Consider the following 18,251-nt stretch of genomic DNA (forward strand, 5'->3'; position numbering starts at 1 on the left):
ACTGGAGAGTTCGTGTGAGAAAAGCAGTCCTGAGCGCCATCGCCCTCGCTGGCATCGCGGGCGGCACCGCCGTCGCGCAGCAGAGGGGCCATGCCGGCCACCATCCCGCGGGCGGAATGACGATGCAGGCGACGCCTGCCAATCCCTATCCGCCGGCCGAGATGCGGATGCACGAGAAGATGATGGCCGCCGTCGGCGCCGACGCGACGGAGACATGGGTCCGGAAGATGATCGAGCACCATCGCGGCGGCATCGAGATGTCGCAGATGGTCATCCGGCAGACCCGCGATCAGAAGGTGCGGCAGATGGCGACCAAGACCGTCGCCATGCAGCAGAAGGAGGTCGCCGAGCTGAACGCCTGGTTGCGCGCGCACGGAAAGCGGGCGCAATAGACAGGCATCACGTCCCCCGCGATCCCAAGGACCGCGGGGTGCAACCTTGGAGTCCGACATGAAGCTACCGCACCTGGTCTCCGCCGCGCTCGCATGTGCGATCCCCGTGGCCGCCATCGCGGCCGATCCCGTCCTCATGCACCGCGACCCGGGCTGCCCGTGCTGCGAGAAGTGGGTGCAGCAGGTGAAGGCGCAGTTCGGTCGGGCCGCGAAGGTCGTCGACGACGCCGCGCGTCCGGCATTCATGAAGGCGCGCGGCGTCCCGGCGGATCTCGCATCGTGCCACACCGCCGTCATCGACGGCATGACGTTCGAGGGGCATGTGCCCGTCGCCGACATGAAGCGCGCGCTCGCAACACGCCCGAAGGGCGTGAGCGGCCTCGCGGTGGTCGGGATGCCGATGGGTTCGCCCGGCATGGAAATGCCAGGCGTGAAGGCGCAGCCCTACGTCGTGGTCGCATTCGGTCCCGGCGGGCGCCGCGTCTTCGCACGGCACTGAGAAAGAGGAGCGCGCCGGGCGCGCTCCTCTCCGTCACGTCACTTCGCGGGCTTGCCCGACATGTCGTGGCCGGCGTGGTCGCCGCCCTTCTTCATGCCGTGACAGCAGTCCGACTGCTTGCCGTCCTTGCAGCAGTCCGCGCCTTCCTTGCAGCAGGCCATGTCCTTGCAGCAGTCGGCGGTGGCTGCAGCGGCAGCGCCCGAGATGGTGAGCGCCAGCGCGGCGCCGATGATCTTGATCGTCTTCATATGTATTCCTCTAACCTCTTGTTCGTGTGCTCGAATCATCGGCTCACGTGCGGGGCGGAGGTGGTGTTGGGGCCAGTTTTAATCCTGCGGCGATGCGCTGCAGGTGCGCCGCGGTCACCGCCGCGACGGCAGGCTGACGCGGCTCGCGCACAAGTTCTGCCGGCAAGGCCGCACAGGCCACCCCGCAAGCCGTCTCGCCCTTCGAGGAGCCCTCGTGCCCGTCCGGCGCCCGCCCGCCCGTGCGCTCATGGCAGTCCGCTTCCGAGCCGGCCGTGGGCATGGCAGCGACGGCGGTCGGCATCGCGATCCCCGCGCACGCAGGGCCCGCCCGCACGACCATCATCAGGCAGATGAGGGACATGGCGAATAGGCGGTGAAGTGCACGCGGCCCGAACATCGTCTCAACGTAGCAGATCCCCAGACAATCGAACAACGCCCTGGCTGTCATACGCGGCGACGAACGAGCCCGAGCCAGACGCGACGTCGGGGGCGGTCACCCGCCATCGCAACTTGCGATCGTCGTTGCATCCAGGCCTGTTCGCGCTATGTTCGACAGAGGGGGTGTGCGTGGCCTTTCAGATCCTGTCGCTTTCCGGAGGTGGGTTCCTCGGGCTCTACACCGCCGCCGTGCTGGCGGAACTCGAGGAGCGGTCGGGAAAGCCGCTCAACCAGTGCTTCGACCTGATCGCGGGCACCTCGATCGGGGGCATCATCGCGCTCGGGCTCGCTGCGGGGCGCCCGGCCAGCCACATCCGCGACGCCTTCATCGAACATGGACCGCGAATCTTCCCCCGCGCCGCGCCGAAGACGAAGACCGCCTCGCTGCTCCGCTTCGCCCGCAGCGTGCCCAAGCCGCTCTACGGCGCCGCTCCGCTGCGCGACACGGTCGAGCAGATCGTCGGCAAGGACACCCGCATGTCGGACCTGACCCGGCCCGTGGTGATCCCGTCAGTGAACCTGACGAAGGGCGGTCCCAAGGTGTTCAAGACGGGGCATCATCCGCGCTTCGTGCTGGACTGGCGTCTGAAGGTGGCCGACGTGGCGCTCGCCACCTCCGCCGCGCCCACATACTTCCCAGCGCACCGGATCGGCGACGAGCTCTTCGCCGACGGCGGCATGTTCGCGAACTCGCCCGACATGATCGCGACGCACGAGGCCGAGATGTTCCTAGGCGCTCGGCGTGAGGACATTCACGTGCTCAGCGTCGGGACGACCACCACCGACTTCGCCGTGTCCAGCTCGCTCGACCCGGACATGGGGGTCTGGGGATGGACGAGAAACCAGCGGCTCACCGACGTAATGATCGGGTCGCAGCAAGCGTTGATCAATGACATGATGAAGCACGTCCTCGCCGACCGGTACATGCGCATCGACCGGCGTCAGGCCGACGAGCAGCGCAGCGAGCTGGCGCTCGACGTGGCCACGCCAGGCGCGGTCGCCAACCTGCAGTCGATCGCGCGCGCCTCGTTCGCCGAGGTGTCCGCGGATGAACGGCTGCGCGCGTTCCTCGCGCACGAGGCGCCGCCATTCACCTTCGTCAACGCGAGCATCTGAGGCCCCATGTCCCGCGCCGCACGCCTGTTCCATTCCAAGTCCGACCAGACGCTCTACGCGCGCATCACGCCGTCCAGCGACCAGTTCGCGACACAGCAGGCGCGTTGGAACGACCTGGCCGACTTCCTGAAGTCGCGGCTCAAGGACGACACGGGCTACACGATGAGCACCTGGCTCCAGGGCTCTTACAAGTTCGACACCCAGATCCGCCCGTGGGAATCCGGCGCCGAGTTCGACATCGACCTCGGCCTCTACTTCGAATGGGCGGGCGACGACGACGACGGCGACTATGAGCCCGAGGGGTTCAAGGAACTCGTGCAGAACGCGCTGCTGGACTATGCCGACGATGACGAGAACGACGCATCTGGCGTTGCGGACCCGAAAGAGCGGTGCTGCCGCATCGCCTTCAAGCCGGACTTCCACATCGACGTGCCCTGCTATCATCTGGACCGCGGCGCCGACCGGCGCGCGCTGGCGACCGAGACGCGCGGATGGGAGGACAGCGATCCCAAGGCGATCTACACTTGGTTCAAGGGCCTGCACGAGGATGCGCGGGACCGCGCTCAACTGCGGCGTCTCGTCTGCTACTTCAAGATGTGGGCGGCGCTGAAGATCGAGGACGAGGCCGCGCGCCCGTCGTCGATCATGCTCACCGTCCTGGCCGCCGAGGCCTTTAGCGAACTCGCCCGATCGGACCTGGTCGACGATGACGACGTGCTGGACAAGACGATCACCGCCGTCGCCGACCGGCTGGATGAGGATGCCGCGGTTTTCAATCCGGCTGACACCGGGGAAAACCTCAACAGGCTTACGTCCGAAGCCAGCGATGATCTCGTCGCTCGGCTGCGCGAGTTCGAGGACACCGCGCGACGCGCCAACGCCGCCACCAGCGAGGAGAGCGCCGCCGAGATATGGACCGAGGCCTTCGAGCACTTCTTCCCCATGCCCGAGGACGTCGATGGCGAGAATGAGGGCGAACGCAGCCAGGCGACCGTCGCCAAGGGCACGGCGCTGGTCGCCTACACCTTTGACCCCCGGATCTACATCCGGGCCGTCTCGAAGGACAACGCCAGCTACGTCCGCGACGGCGTGAACTCCATCGCTACGATCGTGAAGAACTGCTCGATCCACTTCGAGCTGATCAACGCCGACGAGCTGCCGGCCGGCGCTTCGGTTCGCTGGACCGTCCGCAACCGCGGGCACGACGCCTGGAGCAAGAACGACATCGGGCACTTCGCCGGGGCGGAACTCGCGGCCGACGAGCACTCCGCCTACAACGGCAACCACGCGATGGATGTAACGGTCTACCAATGGGGCCGCATCATCGGCCGCCGCCGGGTCGAGATCAACGTGCGGGGCGGCGTTATGCCGCCGAGGAACAAGCCCATGAAGCGCGTCTTCAGGCGCCGCTAGGCTTAGCGAGGTGGTCCTTGGTTGAGAGGAAAAGACGGGCGGTCAGAACGGCGGATCGTCCTCTTCCTCGTCGATCAGGTCGGCGGGCGCGGCCGAGAAGGTGATGCCCGCCTTGCGTCCGGCCTCGTGGAACCACAGGTCGACGATCTTCGCGTCGTCGCTCGCCGGCAGGGGATCGGCGCTCCGGACCTTGAACGTCGTCGGCAGGTTGACCGAGTTGCCGAACACGAGGGCGTGCTGCTTGGGCAGCGTCGGCAGCCGGCGCAGCACGCCGTCGGATATGGACGGCGACATCTGCCTGATCTGCGACAGGTCGTCGGGGTTCTGGATGCGGTGGACGACGAAGTTCGAGCATTGCGACAGCACGGTCTTCGACAGCTCGCTCGGCCGTTGCGACGCCACCAGTAGGAAGAGGCCATACTTGCGGCCCTCCTTCGCGATCCGCTCGAACACCCGGCCGGCGTCCAACGCATAGCGGGACGGCGTGGACGAGATGTAGCGGTGCGCCTCTTCGAGCAGGAGGTGGACTGGAAAGCGGCTGCGGGGCTCGGCGCGCCGCAGCAGCCTGAAGACCATGCGCGCGACCACCGCGCTGACGAGCTCGACGACCTCGTCCTCGACCGCGTTCATGTCGATGATCACGACCTGCGAGTTCTTCACATGGCAGCCGTTCTGGACGCCGAGGCCCAGCAGCCGGGCGAGAAACGGGCCGGTGTCCCCCGTCGCGCCCGCCGTCGGGTGGCGCATGAAGGCGTAATCCTCACGCTCCAGCAGGGCCTTGAAGCGAGTTACCATCTGTGAGCAATGGTCCCGGATCTGGCGGTTGCCGTGCGCCTCCTCGTAGAGCAGCGCCAGGTCGATAGCGTCACCCAATGTCGAAAACTCAAACGGGCTGTTCGAATAGTCGGGCAGCTTGAATTTTTCGATGACGAAGCCGCCGTCGCCATCCGCACCGACCAGGTATTCGAATGCGTCTTCGATATGGTCCATCTTGCCGAAGTGCGTGTGCACCATCGCGCCGATCGTGCCCGAGTTGATCTCGGCGGTCCTGAAACGCTGGAGAATGCCAAGGATCCGCGTCTCCTTGGCGCCGGGCGGGCTCTCGTCGGACAGGATCTGGGTGATGCACTTGGCGAGGATGTGGTTGCGGATGCCGTTGAGCTGCTGGTCGGCCGCGCCCCCGAACAGCGTTGCCAGGCCGAGCGCCATGCGCAGGATAGGCACCTGCGTGCGCTCGCTCGCCTGGAGCAGCAGTTCCCATTCCGAAAGGTCCAGGAACCAGTGCGGAATTCGGAACCGGTCGGCAGCGGCCGTGCCGTCGAGCACCAGCCGATCCACGCCGATCACGCCCGCCGCGGCCAGCCTGCCGAACGCCTGGTGGTATTCCCCGTTGACGTCGAGCGCGACGAAGGTCGCGCCCCTGGCATGGTGCTCGTCGGGCTTGTCGAACAGCTCCTGCAGGATCGACGCGACGGTGCACGACTTGCCACTTCCGGTGTTGCCCAGCACGGCCGCATGGCCGCCGAAGAACTCGTCGATGCGCACCTTGACCCGGTAATCCTCGAATACGACCGACTGCCCGATCTCCAAGATGCGCAGCCGGGTCGCCTCAGCCGGCACGCAGTTGCCGCCATCTGGACCCGACGACCTTTCCGACGCCGGGCTCGTGTCGAAAATGCGGTCTAGTTCCTTGTCCAGCGCGTAAAGGGCATCAGCGTAGAGGGAGGGGAAAATGGAGACGCCGAAGCGGAACCTTCCGCCCTCCACGGGCAGCATGCCCACGGGCACGACGTCGAGGAACTTGGCCGAGCCGGCCTTGTCCATCTCGCCACCCGCACCGGCGTCGCGCTCGCGCAGCCCCACGATCTCCGCCACGACGTATTCCGCCTGGGCCGGAATCATGACGAACGAGCCCAGCCGGGCGACGTAGTGCACGTCGTCGAACCCGACCACGGTGAAGCTGTCCGTGCCGCCATGCATCTCGATGACGAACCTGTCGGCCGCGACCGCGACCACCGAGCCGATGGCGCGGCGCCTATCGTCAGTCGTCATCGGTCGGCACCGCGGCGGCGGCCGAGCTGGCGGCCATGGTCTGGAGCACCAGCTTCACCGCGTCGTCGATGCGGTCCGACGGCCGCCTCGGCAGCAGGTGCTCGACGATGGTGCTGAAGTAATGGGCCGGCGCGCCGCCGGGCGGGCCCGACCCGCCGATGATCCAGATGCGCGGATCGGCCAGCGCACGCAGCTTGGCGATGTCGCCGTCCGAACCAGGATCGGCGAACACGATGAGCCTGAAGGTCGGGATGGTCAGCGCCTGGTATATGATGTTGTTCAGGTGCTCGTCGCCGAAGGCGTAGCCCATGGTGATCAGCACGCTCTGCTCGCGCACGATGCGAGACTGGAACTCGCGGAACAGGTCGGAATACGGTGAGCCTAGGCTCGAGTTCTGCTTCGCCGGCGTCGGAAAGATCATGACCTTCGACGGCCCGGTCTGCGGCCAGGTCTCGCGGATCGGGAAGAGCCCGTGGTCGTCCTCCGTCCAGCTGATCGAGCCGTGCAGCTTGCACAGGTACACGAATCCGTCGACCGCCGACCACTTGCGGTTCGAGATGTCGAGCTGCTCGGCGAGCGCGTATCTGAACGTCGCCGGATTGAAGCGACGCTCGACGACGCCTGAGAACCCGTTCGCGTATGGCAGCCCCAGACGGTCCATCGCCCGTTCGCTGAACAGGTCGTAGTTCGTCGTGAAGATCCAGGGCCGGGGCAGCGAGCGGTCGCGCAGCACCAGGCGGCGGTAGAAGGATTCGTAGAGGCCGAGCACCTGGTCGTCCCCGTTGGCGAACGCCCCGGCCGTGCACCGCTCCCACAGGAACGCCTGCACCTTGGCGATCATGCCCTCGATCGCCGCGACCTCGTCCACGTCCCCGGCGTCGTCGCTCCGCGACAGCACGAATCGGAGCGCGTGCAGCGTCTCCATCAGCCGTTCCAGGTTGCGGGTGTAGTCGCCAGCCAGGGTGAGGCCGTGCCCCGCCAGACATGACAGGTCGGATGCGTCAAGCGCCCAGGCGGGGCCGCCCGCGGCGGCGCCGGCCGCACCGCAGAACTCCGCCGCCAGCGGCGCCATCGTGGCGATGCCGCGCTCGGTGCCGTCCTTCACCATCGACGAGCAGCCCGCACCGAGCAGGAAGGCGACGTTGCGCGCGCCGAGCGCCTCGCCCAGCGCCTTGCGCACCTGTTCCGGACCCTTGTCCCAGTCGAGCCGCTGGGTCGCGTGGTCGCCAGACCTGACGAAGGTAAAATACTGCGACACACTCGATGCAGTCGCGCCAACTATACCCTGATCCGCCCCATCGCCCATCTCGCTCAAAACCCGCCCCCTCCGCCGACGCGACTCTTCTCCACATGCCGTCCGCCATCGGCACCCGTGCAAACCTTTGTGCGAGTGTAGCGCATCATCCGCAAGCCGTGCCGACAGTCGGCTCCGAATTGGGCGGTGTGCCGCAATGCGGTTCGATGATCAGGGCAACCCTGATCATCGGGACGAACCGGCCGGCACGCCACAGGAGAAATCTATTGTCGGTGGGAGAACTTTATTGGGAAGGGGAAAACTTTATTGTAGTTTTACAGTGAACCCCGGCGACGCCGACACGTCACTCGACGGTGACGGACTTGGCCAGGTTGCGCGGCTGGTCGACGTCGGTGCCCTTGGCCACGGCGACATGGTACGCCAGCAGCTGCACCGGCACCGCATAGACGAGCGGCGCGATCAGCGGGTGGACCTTCGGCATGGTGATGGTGGCAATGCAGCCGTCGCCCGCCGCCTGGATGCCGTCATAGTCCGAGATCAGCACCACCTTGCCGCCGCGCGCCTGCACTTCCTGCATGTTGCTGACAGTCTTGTCGAACAGCGGGCCCGAAGGCGCAATCACGATCACCGGCACGGCATCGTCGATCAGCGCGATCGGGCCGTGCTTCATCTCGCCGGCGGCATAGCCTTCGGCATGGATGTAGCTGATTTCCTTGAGCTTCAGCGCGCCTTCCAGCGCCAGCGGATAATCGGTGCCACGGCCCAGATACAGCACGTCGCGCGCTGCGGCGATCACGCCGGCCATTGCCTGGATCGATTCGTCATAGGCAAGCGCCGCGTTGAGCGAGGCCGGCGCTTCGGCGAGGTGACGCACGATGCGGCGCTCCTCGGCCTCGTCCAGCTTGCCCTTGGCAATCGCGAGATTGGCCGCCAGCGCCGCGAGCACCGCCAGCTGGCAGGTGAACGCCTTGGTCGAGGCGACGCCGATCTCGGGCCCGGCATGGGTCGGCAGCAGCAGGTCCGCCTCGCGTGCCATCGAGCTGGTCGGCACGTTGACGACGGCGGCGATCTTCTGTCCCTCGCTGCGCGCATGGCGGAGCGCGGCGAGCGTGTCCGCCGTCTCGCCCGACTGGCTGATCACGATCATCAGCCCGCCCTCTTCCATCACCGGCGCGCGGTAGCGGAATTCGGAGGCGACATCGATGTCCACCGGCACGCGGGCGAACTGCTCGAACCAGTATTTCGCCACCATGCCGGCGTAATAGCTGGTGCCGCAGGCGACGATGGTGACGCGCCGAATCGCCGAGAGATCGAACTCGGGGATCGGCAGCGTGATCTTCTCCTCCATGCGCTGGAGGTAGGAGCGCAGCGTCTGCGCGACGACGATCGGCTGCTCGTAGATCTCCTTCAGCATGTAATGCCGATGGTTGCCCTTGGAGATCAGCTCGCCGGTGACGCCGGAAATAGTGATCGGCCGCTCGACGGGATTGTTGTCCTTGTCGAAGATCTCCGCACCATCCTTGGTGATGACGACCCAGTCGCCCTCTTCCAGATAGGCGATGCGCTGGGTGAGCGGTGCCAGCGCCAGCGCGTCCGAGCCGAGATAGGTCTCGCCCTCGCCATAGCCGACGACCAACGGCGAGCCGAGCCGCGCGCCGATCAGCAGATCGGGATGCTGGCGGAACAGGATGGCGAGCGCGAAGGCCCCGTGGAGGCGCGGCAGCACCTCGCGCACCGCCTCGGCCGGGGCCATGCCGGCCTCGACCTTCTCGCTCACCAGATGCGCGACGACTTCGGTGTCCGTCTCGCTGGTGAAGGTACGGCCGCGGGCGATCAGCTCCTCGCGCAGCGTCTTGAAGTTCTCGATGATGCCGTTGTGGACCAGCGCCACTTCGCCGGTGGCGTGCGGGTGGGCATTGTTGGTGGTCGGACCGCCATGCGTCGCCCAGCGGGTATGGGCGATGCCGGTGGTGCCGGGCAGCGGATTGGCGGCGAGTTCCTTGCCGAGATTGACCAGCTTGCCCGAGGCGCGGCGGCGCTCGATCTTCCCTTCTACGTCCGTGGCGATGCCGGCCGAATCATAGCCGCGATATTCCAGGCGCTTGAGACCCTCGAACAGACGCTCTGCGACGTCTTCCTTGCCCACGATTCCAACGATTCCGCACATGGCATCCGTCCTCCTGCCCCAGCCCTAGCGCGGGTGGGCGGCCGCGCCTAGCCACGCTTTGGTTGCGATGAGCTGAACGGCCGTCTGCCTCCCTGGGGGCTGGCGCGGCGTTTCGCCTTGTCCGAAAACACAGCGCCCGCCGCTGGAAGAAAGAGGTCGATCCGATGCTTCGTCGAAACGCTGTGCTGCTCGCGTTCCTGCTGCCCCTTGGCGCGTGCGGCACCACCGACCCTGCCCCCGCGCCGTCCAACGGCACGACGCAGGTCAGCAAGGCGCCGATGCGCAAGGATCCGACCGCCCCGCTTTCCCCCAAGTCCAGCCCTTCGTCCGCGCTTGCAGCGCTGGAACCACGAAGCTGCGACGCGGAGATCGGCAAGGCAGCAGCGGCGCAGCGGGTGAAACTCTGCCGCAACGTCTCTCCGGCGACGCACCCGCCGTGCAATGCCGCCAACAGCTGTGCGATGATCGAGGACGAGATCGCCCGCAGCTGCGCGCTGTTCGACGGCGACGGCCAGCCGATGTCAGGCTGTGTGGTGGATCCCAAGAGCAGCCAGGCGGCGGCGGACGTCGTGCGCCGCTACTACGCGGCGATCGACGCCCGCGATTTCGGCACCGCCTGGACCCAATGGGGCGACGACGGCCGGCCCGGCCAAACCCTCGCGGCGTTCGAGAAGGGCTTTGCCCACACCCGCGCGACCAAGGTGACGATCGGCGCGCTAGGGCCCAGCGAAGGCGCGGCAGGATCGGTCTATCAGACGGTGCCGGTTACGGTGGCCGCAACGCTGGACGACGGCACCGCGCAGCGCTTCACCGGCAGCTATGTCGTGCGGCGGGTCAATGGCGTGGACGGCGCGTCGGACTCGCAGCTGCGCTGGCACATCGATTCCGCGCAGCTGCGCCCCGCCCCCTCCAAATAGGGGCGGGCGCAACGCGTCAGTGCGGGAAGTTGGTGTCGTTGAAGATCCGCGTGAATTCGGACGGGTCGGGCTCGTGGCCCTGCTCTTCGCGGAAGCGGACGGCACCCTTTTCCCACACCTCGCGGATCGCGCCGGCGATCCCTTCCGGGAACTGCATCCGCTGCACCACGATGCCGCGCCAGTCGCTCTCGCCGCCGAACGCCTCGCGCAGCGCGGGTTCGGCGGCGGTCAGCTGGGCATCGCTCTTTTCGTCGAGATGGCCGATCGCATCGAGCACATAGGCGTCGAGCAGCTTGAGGAAGGGCTTGTCGGTGTAGCGGTCGGTCATTTGGCGGCCTTTCGTGCCTTCATTATCGTACGGAAGGTCGTGGCCCAGCCCCGCTTCGTCAATGTTTCCGGCCGGGTAACGGCCAGCGCATCGGCCTCGACGTCGCGCGTGATCACCGATCCGGCGCCGATGATCGCGCCGTCGCCGATCGCCACCGGCGCCACCAGCGCGCTATTCGATCCGATGAACGCACCTTCGCCGATCACCGTCTTCTGCTTGAGGAAGCCGTTGTAATTGCAGGTGATCGTGCCGGCGCCGATATTCGCGCCCGCGCCGATGCTGGCATCGCCCAGATAAGTGAGATGGTTGGCCTTGGCGCCCTTGCCCAGCACGGCATTCTTCAGCTCGACGAAATTGCCGACATGGGAATCCGCCTCCAGCACCGCGCCGGGCCGCAGCCGCGCATAGGGGCCGACGGTCGCGCCGCTGGCGATGGTCGCGCCTTCGATATGGCTGAACGCGCGCAGCACCACGCCGTCCGCCACGGTGACGCCGGGGCCGAACACCACGTTCGGCTCGATCGTCACGTCGCGGCCGATCTGGGTGTCGTGGGCGAACCACACCGTCTCGGGGGCGATCAGCGTCGCGCCTTCGACCATCGCGCGGGCACGGCGGGCCTGCTGCCACTCGGCCTCCAGCGCTGCCAGCTCGCCGCGGCTGTTGACGCCGGCGACTTCCACCGCGGCGGTCTCGATCACCGCCGCAACCCGGCCGTCGCCGTTTGCCAGCTCGACAATGTCCGTCAGGTAATATTCGCCCGCCGCATTATCGTTGGTCACGCGCTCGAGCAGCGCGAACAGATCGGCGCCGCGCACCGCCATCAGCCCCGAATTGCACAGGGTGACGGCGCGTTCCTCCGCGCTCGCATCCTTGTATTCGACGATCTTCGACAGGCGATCGCCGCCCTCGACGATCAGCCGGCCATACGCACCCGGATCGGCCGGGCGGAAGCCTAGCACGACGACTGCGGGCGCGTCGTCCCCATGCAGCCGCTCGACCATCCGCCGCATCGTCGCGGTGGTGACCAGGGGCACGTCGCCATAGAGGATCAGCACGTCGCCCTCGAAGCCCGCCAGCGCATCCTTGGCCTGAAGCACGGCGTGGCCGGTGCCGAGCTGCTCGGCCTGGTGCGCGGTCTCCGCGCCCAGCGGCGTCACCGCGGCCTCGACCTGCTCGCGCCCGGCGCCGACCACCACCACCTCGCGCGCGGCGCCGAGCGCCTTCACGCTGTCGATCAGGTGGAGCAGCATCGGCCGCCCGGCGATCGGATGGAGCACCTTGTGGGTATCGGATTTCATCCGCGTGCCCTTGCCGGCGGCGAGGATGATCGCGGCGATGGGTGCAGTCACGTGGCCAGTCTCCGGTCGATATGGGGTGCAACCCCTGCCACGGTGGACATGGCTTTTCCATAGCGATGCTGCCATGCGCGCCCCATGCCCCTGCCCTTCCGCACCATCGGCTTCGATCTCGACGGCACCCTGCTCGACACCAGCGGCGACCTTGCCGCGACGCTCAACCGCGTCTTGACCGAGGACGGCCGGCCAACGCTGCCGCTCGACCACGTCCTGTCCATGGTCGGCCGCGGCGTGCACAAACTGCTGGAGCAGGCGGTAGCGGCAACCGGCGGCGGCGATGCAGCGGTGGTGGCGCGGCTCTATCCCCGCTTCGTCGACACCTATGCCGCGCACAATGCCGAGCATAGCCGCCCCTATCCCGGCGTGGTCGATGCGCTCGATGCGCTGGCCGCGCAGGGCATCACGCTGGCGGTGGTGACCAACAAGCTCGAGGCCCTCACTTTGCCACTGCTGGAAGCGACCGGCCTGCTCCGCCGCTTCGCCACGGTGATCGGCGGCGACACGCTCGGCCCCGGCACTGCCAAGCCCTCCCCGGCGCCGATCTTGGAGATGCTCCGGCGGTGCGGCGGTCCGGCGGCGTTCGTCGGCGACTCCGTCTATGACGTGCAGGCAGCGCAAGCGGCGGGCGTGCCCGTGATCGCCTGCAGCTTCGGCTTCTCGCAGGTGCCGGTGGCCACGCTCGGCGCCGAGGCGGTGATCGATTCCTTCGCCGAACTGTTGCCCGCACTGGAAGCCCTTCGCCCAATCAACGTTTGACAGCGCAAGGCCTCAAAGCGAAACACAAGCTGTCGGAAAGGGAGAGAATCCGGGAAACCGGATCGCCGAAGGAGCAACCGCCCCGGAAACTCTCAGGCAAAAGGACCTTCCGACCACCACATTCTGGAGAGTGGCGCCGCGCGCGCCCGCCGACGGGATAGCGATCTCAGGCAAATGGACAGAAGGGGCCCGCAACCGAGTGTTTCAGGAGACGGGTTCCGTGGCGACCAAAGGCGTCGGGCCGAATGCAGGGCCGATCAGCATCACCGACGTGTTCACCATCGGCATCGGGCCGTCGAGCTCGCATACCGTGGGGCCGATGCGCGCCGCGCGCGACTTCGCGGCCTGGGTCGTCGCGGATGGCCGCGCGGTCACCAAGCTGTGCTGCGAGCTATTCGGCTCGCTGGCGCTCACCGGGCGGGGCCATGCAACCGATCGCGCGGTGATCCTGGGCCTTGCGGGCGAGCGGCCCGACGGCGTCGACCCGGATGCGGTCGAGCCGATGCTGGCACAGATCGCCGCCGAGCGTCGCATCCCGCTTGGCGGCACCGCATCGGTGGGGTTCGATCCCGAGGCCGATATCAAATTCCGCAAGCGCCAGTTCCTCCCCGGCCACCCCAACGGCATGAAGCTGCGCGCCACGCTGGTCGACGGGGCGGTGCTGGAGCGGACCTATTATTCGGTCGGCGGCGGCGCGATCCGGCGCGAGGGGGAGGAAGCGGCGGCCGGCCTCTCCGCCGGCACCAACCACCCCTTCGCCAGCGCCCGCGAGATGCTGGAGCGCTGCGACGAGCTCGGGCTCGACATCGCCGGGCTGATGCTCGCCAACGAGCGCGGCTGGCGCGACGATGCGGCGACGCTGGCGTTCGTTGACGGCATCCACGATGCGATGAACGCCTGCATGGATCGCGGCATGGCGCAGGACGGCATCCTGCCGGGCGGGCTGGAAGTCCCCCGCCGCGCGCGCAAGCTGCACCAGAAGCTGATGGCGCGCGGTCCCCGCGTCGAGCCCGCCTCGGTGCTCGAATGGGTGAGCCTCTGGGCGCTGGCGGTGAACGAGGAGAATGCAGCGGGCGGCCGCGTCGTCACCGCGCCGACCAACGGCGCGGCGGGCGTGATCCCGGCGGTGCTGCGCTATTACGAATGCTTCGTCGGCAACGCGACCAAGGTCGGCGCGCGCCGCCTGCTGCTCACCGCCGCGGCAATCGGCATCCTTTATAAGCGCCAGGCGTCGATCTCGGCGGCCGAGATGGGCTGCCAGGGCGAAGTGGGCGTCGCCTGCTCGATGGCGGCGGCGGGCCTTGCCGCCGCGCTGGGCGGCAGCAACGCCCAGATCGAGAACGCCGCCGAGATCGGCATGGAGCATAATCTCGGCCTCACCTGCGATCCGATCGGCGGGCTGGTGCAGATCCCCTGCATCGAGCGCAACACGATGGGCGCGGTGAAGGCGATCAACGCTGCCATGCTCGCGCTCCACGGCGACGGCACCCACAAGGTCTCGCTCGATGCAGTGATCGAGACGATGCGCCAGACCGGCCTCGACATGCGCTCCAAGTACAAGGAGACGAGCCTCGGCGGCTTAGCGGTCAACGTCGTCGAGTGCTGACCCAGCTTAGGGCTGGGTGGGCTTGAACTCGAAGTTCATTCCCGAGACGCGGCTGGGCTGGAAGCCCTTCCAGATCGTCGAGGCCGGTGCGCCGGGGCTGAACCCGGCATAGCGGCCGCCGGGCGCGCCTACCCACTTCCCGTCGTTTGAGTTCGGCACCAGCCCGTCGATGTACGACGCCTTCGCCTCCTCGCCCTTCACATAGCGGTCGAGAAACGCCGTGATGAAGTGCGCCTGCACCGCCATCAGCCGGTCCTTGCGCCAGACGGCATCCTCGAACCAGTCCAGGTCCCAGAAGCTCTCGCGCATGGCGGGCGGCGCGCCGATCAGCGCGATGCTGTGCGCCGCCTCGCGGAAGGTGAGCAGGTAGCGGGGCGCATGGACCTCCTGGTCGAACAGCGTGCGCACGCCGGGATCATAGCCGACGACATGGTCCTGGCTGCCGACGATGAACAGCGTCGGCGCGCGGATCGCGGCAACGCCGGGCGCCGCCCAGAGCGGGGTGCCGTAGAGATTGCTCGCCGGCGAGATCGCCACCACGGCCTTGAGATCGGCGACCTTGAGGCTCCCCGCCTTCTCCGCCCCCGCCACATAGGGGGCCAGCACGCCGCGCGTCGCCGACCCAACCGCGGGATCGAGCGGCGCTCCGGCCGCGGTGAGCACGCCATAGCCGCCCATCGAATACCCGATCAGCGCGGTGCGCGCGGGGTCGGCGGCGGCGAACGCCCCCCGCCCAGCCTTCGCCCGCCGCTGCGCTTCCGCGGCGACGAAGGCGAGGTCGAGCGGGCGGCTGGTCAGCGGTCCGGCACGCGCGGCCGGGGTACGGATGGTAATCGGCGGATCGCGGAACGCAGGCGCGACCACGACATAGCCCTTGCTCGCCAAATTCTCGCCGAGCCACGACAGCACCTCGGGCGTGTTGCTATAGCCATGGGCGAGGATCACCAGCGGAAAGCGCCCCTTGGCGGCCGCCGCGCCGGGCGTGGCGAGGCCCGGCACCTCGAACGGCACGTCGCTGCCCTTCTCGCCCGGCAGCGCGGTGCGATAGCGGGTGCCTGCCCCCTTCGCGGAGGCCGGATACCAGACCTTGATGGGAATGTGCCGATCGACGATCGCCGGCTTGTCTGTGCCCTGGAGCGGATCGGCGCGGCCGGGCTGGACCAATTCCAGATCGGCGACGCCGATGCCGTAGTTGCCGAGCGCGGCCAGTTCCGGCGCGTCAACGCTGGGCCGAGCCGGCGCCTGCTGCGCCTGGCTCTCAAACGCAAAAATCGCGGCTGCGCATGCTGCAGCCGCGATTCCGATTTTGCCGATCATCCGGTCCCCTCTCCTGATGGCGAGGGCGGAGGCATCGCCCCCGCCCTCCCGTGTCTGCATCAGTAATTTACACCGAAGCGCAGGCCTGCATAGCGACGGAAATCGCGCGGCAGGACCGACTGGGTGGCGATGGTGACGCCCGCGGGGCCGAAATTGCCACCCGAGTTCACCAGCGCCGGGAAATACTGCTTGTCGAACAGGTTGTTGACGAACAGCGTCGCTTCCCAACGGCGGCTATGCTCGCGCACGCCGACGCTCAGGTTGAAGATGCTGAAGGCGGGCTGGAAGGTCTCCGGATCGCGCGCCGAATAATAGACGCTCGTCTGATACTGCCAGCTGCCGACCAGCACACCGTTCAGCTTGTCGGTGATCGCCGGGGTATAGTCGAAGGACATCGAGCCCTTCCACTCCGGAGCCTGCACTGCACGAGTGCCGCTCAGGTTCTGATATCGCAAAATCCCCTGGGTGATGCAGCCCGTCGCCGCCGTCTGCTGGGTATAGCAGGTCGCCGCCGGCCAGGAGGTGTACTTGGCATCGAGATAGGTCAGGCCGCCGTTGATCGTCAGGTCGCGCATCACGCGCGCTGCCGCCTCGAACTCAAGCCCCTGGGTCTTCATCTTGCCGACATTGGTGAGGCGGAAGTTGGACGTGCCGTCGGCCAGCGGCTCGATCGTCTGCGCCTGCAGATCGGTGTACTCGGTGTTGAAGTAGGTGACGTTGAAGGTCAGGTGGCGGTCGAAGAACTGGGTGCGAAGGCCGAACTCCCAATCCTTCGAGGTTTCCGGGCGGATCGGGCCGGCAGCGGCGCGGTTGCGGTCGAACCCGCTGCTGATGTCGTAGGTCTGGCCCTTATAGCCGGTGGCATAGCTGCCGAACGCCAGGATATCGCGGGTTGCCTGCCAGTTCAGCCCCAGCCGGTAGGTGGTGGCGTTGTCGCTCGCATGCCCACCATAGTTGGTTGCGAGCAGCTTGTCGTTGAAGGTGTATTCCACCCGCTCGTTCTGCGCACGACCGCCGACGGTGGCGGTCAGGTGCTTGACGAATTCCCAGTCGATCTGGCCGAACGCGGCAATCTGCCGCGAGCCCGAGGTGGCGAACCAGTCGCGCACCGAAGTCGCCGGGCCGCGATAGAAGCGGCGCTGGAACGCCGCATCGGCATAATAGACGCCGAGGGCATAGCGGAACGCGTCCTCGCCCGGCGACAGCAGGCGGATTTCCTGGGTGAACAGGCGCGACTGGAAGCGGCCGTCCTGGATGTTGCGGCCGATCGCGCCCGGGGCGACGGTGTCGTCCTGGTCGAGATAGTCGTCCATGTGGAACTTGTCGTACGAGGTCAGGCCCAGCACCTGCATCTTGCCGATATTGATGTCGGTGCGCAGGATGCCGCCGCCGCCGGCGAACTTGGTGCCTGCGCGATCATTGTTGGCGATCTTCTGGTTCTGCGGGTCGATCGTGATCCCCGGCAGCACCACATCGGTGGTCAGGCCCGGGCGGTTGAGCAGCGTCACACCGGGCGTCATGCGGATAAACGGGCGGCCGAAATCGGTCTTGCCGTCGACATAGTTGCCGGAGAGCGTGAAGGTGACGTCCGGCGTCGCCTTCCACTTCAGCTTGGCGCGGGTGTTCAGCGTCTCGCGACCGTTGACGCGCTTGTCGTTGAACGTGTTGAAGACGTTGCCGTCCCAGTTCGAATAGCTCGCCGAGACGACATAGCCGAGATTGTCGTTGATCGGGCCGGTGACGCTGAAATTGCCGCTATATTCGCGGTCATCGGTCGCCAGCACATTGGCCTTCACATGGAAGTCCTTGGTCGGCTGGGTGGTCATGATCTTGATCAGGCCGGCCGAGGCGGCCTTGCCGTACAGCGTGCTCTGCGGCCCGCGCAGCACTTCGATCATGGCGACGTCGGGCAGGTCGGAGAAGGCGCGGGCCTGGAAGGCGAGCGGCACGCCGTCGACGGTCACCGCGACCGAGGACTCGACGCCGATCGCGTAGGCGAAGGTGCCGATGCCGCGCAGCGAGACGTTGGCGTTGACCGGATTTTCCGACGGGCGGATCACCAGCGAGGGCGACACCTTGCCGAGATCCTGGAAGTGGCGGACGCCCTGCGCCTCGAGATCGGCGGGCGTTACCACCTGCACCGCGAGGGGGACGTTCTGGATGTTCTCGAAGCGCTTCTGCGCGGTGGTGGTGACGATGATCTCGCCGTCATCCTGGCCGGCGGTCGGCCCGGCCTGGGCGGGCGCCCCCGCACCCTTGTCAGCGTCCTCGGGCGTTGCGGCATAGGCGCTGCCGGCGAGGAACGTGGCGGCGAGCGCAGCGGCGCGTGCCGAGAATGGGAAACCCCTCATGAAACTTGAACCCCTTGCGTGATGCTATCGTTTGCCTCTCC

Annotated in this window: 15 protein-coding genes and 1 riboswitch; of the genes, 7 read left to right on the top strand and 8 right to left on the bottom strand. The window is 67.3% G+C overall.

Translation table 11 applies throughout. The features are described from left to right. Positions 1-14: 14 nt before the first annotated feature. Together ABIC35_RS08270 and ABIC35_RS08275 are read left to right on the top strand one after the other, a co-directional pair. A complete protein-coding gene (locus ABIC35_RS08270; protein ID WP_354278400.1) occupies positions 15-392 on the top strand; it encodes a DUF305 domain-containing protein in 378 nt (125 codons plus the stop codon). 58 nt (positions 393-450) lie between these two features. Beyond that, positions 451-891, top strand: a complete 441-nt coding sequence (locus ABIC35_RS08275) for a DUF411 domain-containing protein (RefSeq protein ID WP_121075365.1) — start codon at positions 451-453, stop codon at positions 889-891. A 38-nt stretch (positions 892-929) separates the two neighbouring features. Here the strand turns inward: ABIC35_RS08275 and ABIC35_RS08280 are convergent, their stop codons facing one another. Further along, the gene (locus ABIC35_RS08280) at positions 930-1,139 is read right to left on the bottom strand and encodes a hypothetical protein (protein ID WP_121075362.1); all 210 of its coding nucleotides are present in this window, start codon (positions 1,137-1,139) and stop codon (positions 930-932) included. A 567-nt stretch (positions 1,140-1,706) separates the two neighbouring features. Between ABIC35_RS08280 and ABIC35_RS08285 the strand changes: the two genes are divergently transcribed. After that, entirely contained in the window at positions 1,707-2,693 is a 987-nt protein-coding gene (locus ABIC35_RS08285) for a CBASS cGAMP-activated phospholipase (protein ID WP_121079222.1), read from the top strand. 6 nt (positions 2,694-2,699) lie between these two features. Continuing rightward, complete coding sequence (locus ABIC35_RS08290; RefSeq protein WP_121075356.1) at positions 2,700-4,106, top strand: CBASS cGAMP synthase; 1,407 nt, start codon at positions 2,700-2,702, stop codon at positions 4,104-4,106. 42 nt (positions 4,107-4,148) lie between these two features. Here the strand turns inward: ABIC35_RS08290 and ABIC35_RS08295 are convergent, their stop codons facing one another. From ABIC35_RS08295 to glmS, 3 genes are all read right to left on the bottom strand, one after another. Further along, on the bottom strand, positions 4,149-6,158 hold the full coding sequence (locus ABIC35_RS08295) for an ATP-binding protein (RefSeq protein WP_121075353.1): 2,010 nt from the start codon (positions 6,156-6,158) through the stop codon (positions 4,149-4,151). Next, the gene (locus ABIC35_RS08300) at positions 6,148-7,464 is read right to left on the bottom strand and encodes an SIR2 family protein (RefSeq protein WP_121075350.1); all 1,317 of its coding nucleotides are present in this window, start codon (positions 7,462-7,464) and stop codon (positions 6,148-6,150) included. The genes ABIC35_RS08295 and ABIC35_RS08300 overlap by 11 nt, the downstream gene beginning before the upstream one ends. Before the next feature lie 292 nt (positions 7,465-7,756). Beyond that, positions 7,757-9,580, bottom strand: a complete 1,824-nt coding sequence (gene glmS / locus ABIC35_RS08305; RefSeq protein ID WP_121075347.1) for a glutamine--fructose-6-phosphate transaminase (isomerizing) — start codon at positions 9,578-9,580, stop codon at positions 7,757-7,759. A gap of 164 nt (positions 9,581-9,744) precedes the next feature. On the opposite strand from glmS, the gene ABIC35_RS08310 reads away from it, so the two are divergent. Further along, entirely contained in the window at positions 9,745-10,497 is a 753-nt protein-coding gene (locus ABIC35_RS08310; protein WP_183049338.1) for a hypothetical protein, read from the top strand. A gap of 16 nt (positions 10,498-10,513) precedes the next feature. Here the strand turns inward: ABIC35_RS08310 and ABIC35_RS08315 are convergent, their stop codons facing one another. Then, the gene (locus ABIC35_RS08315; protein ID WP_121075344.1) at positions 10,514-10,825 is read right to left on the bottom strand and encodes a hypothetical protein; all 312 of its coding nucleotides are present in this window, start codon (positions 10,823-10,825) and stop codon (positions 10,514-10,516) included. Then, a complete protein-coding gene (gene glmU, locus ABIC35_RS08320) occupies positions 10,822-12,174 on the bottom strand; it encodes a bifunctional UDP-N-acetylglucosamine diphosphorylase/glucosamine-1-phosphate N-acetyltransferase GlmU (protein ID WP_121075341.1) in 1,353 nt (450 codons plus the stop codon). Before glmU ends, ABIC35_RS08315 begins: the two co-directional genes overlap by 4 nt. Positions 12,175-12,258: 84 nt before the next feature. Here glmU and ABIC35_RS08325 point away from each other — a divergent pair, with 84 nt between their 5' ends. Continuing rightward, positions 12,259-12,936: an HAD-IA family hydrolase gene (locus ABIC35_RS08325; protein ID WP_121075338.1), complete on the top strand. Its 678-nt coding sequence runs from the start codon at positions 12,259-12,261 to the stop codon at positions 12,934-12,936. A gap of 27 nt (positions 12,937-12,963) precedes the next feature. Continuing rightward, a riboswitch (glycine riboswitch) is annotated at positions 12,964-13,054 on the top strand. Between the two features lie 102 nt (positions 13,055-13,156). After that, positions 13,157-14,542, top strand: coding sequence for an L-serine ammonia-lyase (locus ABIC35_RS08330; RefSeq protein ID WP_121075335.1), 1,386 nt, complete (start codon positions 13,157-13,159; stop codon positions 14,540-14,542). Positions 14,543-14,548: 6 nt separating this feature from the next. On the opposite strand, the gene ABIC35_RS08335 is transcribed toward ABIC35_RS08330, so the two are convergent. Next, entirely contained in the window at positions 14,549-15,859 is a 1,311-nt protein-coding gene (locus tag ABIC35_RS08335) for an alpha/beta hydrolase family protein (RefSeq protein ID WP_121075332.1), read from the bottom strand. Positions 15,860-15,918: 59 nt separating this feature from the next. Then, positions 15,919-18,210 (bottom strand): TonB-dependent receptor, encoded by a 2,292-nt coding sequence (locus ABIC35_RS08340; RefSeq protein WP_121075329.1) that lies wholly within the window; start codon positions 18,208-18,210, stop codon positions 15,919-15,921. Positions 18,211-18,251: the final 41 nt, after the last annotated feature.

The sequence above is a fragment of the Sphingomonas trueperi genome, from assembly GCF_040545965.1.
GTDB classification, from domain to species: domain Bacteria; phylum Pseudomonadota; class Alphaproteobacteria; order Sphingomonadales; family Sphingomonadaceae; genus Sphingomonas; species Sphingomonas trueperi_C.

What these genes read in the sequence shown, in the direction of transcription:
- ABIC35_RS08275 (WP_121075365.1), top strand. Translation starts at nt 451, where the DNA reads ATGAAGCTACCGCACCTGGTCTCCGCCGCGCTCGCATGTGCGATCCCC.
- ABIC35_RS08280 (WP_121075362.1), bottom strand. Translation starts at nt 1,139, where the DNA reads ATGAAGACGATCAAGATCATCGGCGCCGCGCTGGCGCTCACCATCTCG.
- ABIC35_RS08290 (WP_121075356.1), top strand. Translation starts at nt 2,700, where the DNA reads ATGTCCCGCGCCGCACGCCTGTTCCATTCCAAGTCCGACCAGACGCTC.
- ABIC35_RS08295 (WP_121075353.1), bottom strand. Translation starts at nt 6,158, where the DNA reads ATGACGACTGACGATAGGCGCCGCGCCATCGGCTCGGTGGTCGCGGTC.
- ABIC35_RS08300 (WP_121075350.1), bottom strand. Translation starts at nt 7,464, where the DNA reads ATGGGCGATGGGGCGGATCAGGGTATAGTTGGCGCGACTGCATCGAGT.
- glmS (WP_121075347.1), bottom strand. Translation starts at nt 9,580, where the DNA reads ATGTGCGGAATCGTTGGAATCGTGGGCAAGGAAGACGTCGCAGAGCGT.
- ABIC35_RS08310 (WP_183049338.1), top strand. Translation starts at nt 9,745, where the DNA reads ATGCTTCGTCGAAACGCTGTGCTGCTCGCGTTCCTGCTGCCCCTTGGC.
- ABIC35_RS08315 (WP_121075344.1), bottom strand. Translation starts at nt 10,825, where the DNA reads ATGACCGACCGCTACACCGACAAGCCCTTCCTCAAGCTGCTCGACGCC.
- ABIC35_RS08325 (WP_121075338.1), top strand. Translation starts at nt 12,259, where the DNA reads ATGCCCCTGCCCTTCCGCACCATCGGCTTCGATCTCGACGGCACCCTG.
- ABIC35_RS08335 (WP_121075332.1), bottom strand. Translation starts at nt 15,859, where the DNA reads ATGATCGGCAAAATCGGAATCGCGGCTGCAGCATGCGCAGCCGCGATT.
- ABIC35_RS08340 (WP_121075329.1), bottom strand. Translation starts at nt 18,210, where the DNA reads ATGAGGGGTTTCCCATTCTCGGCACGCGCCGCTGCGCTCGCCGCCACG.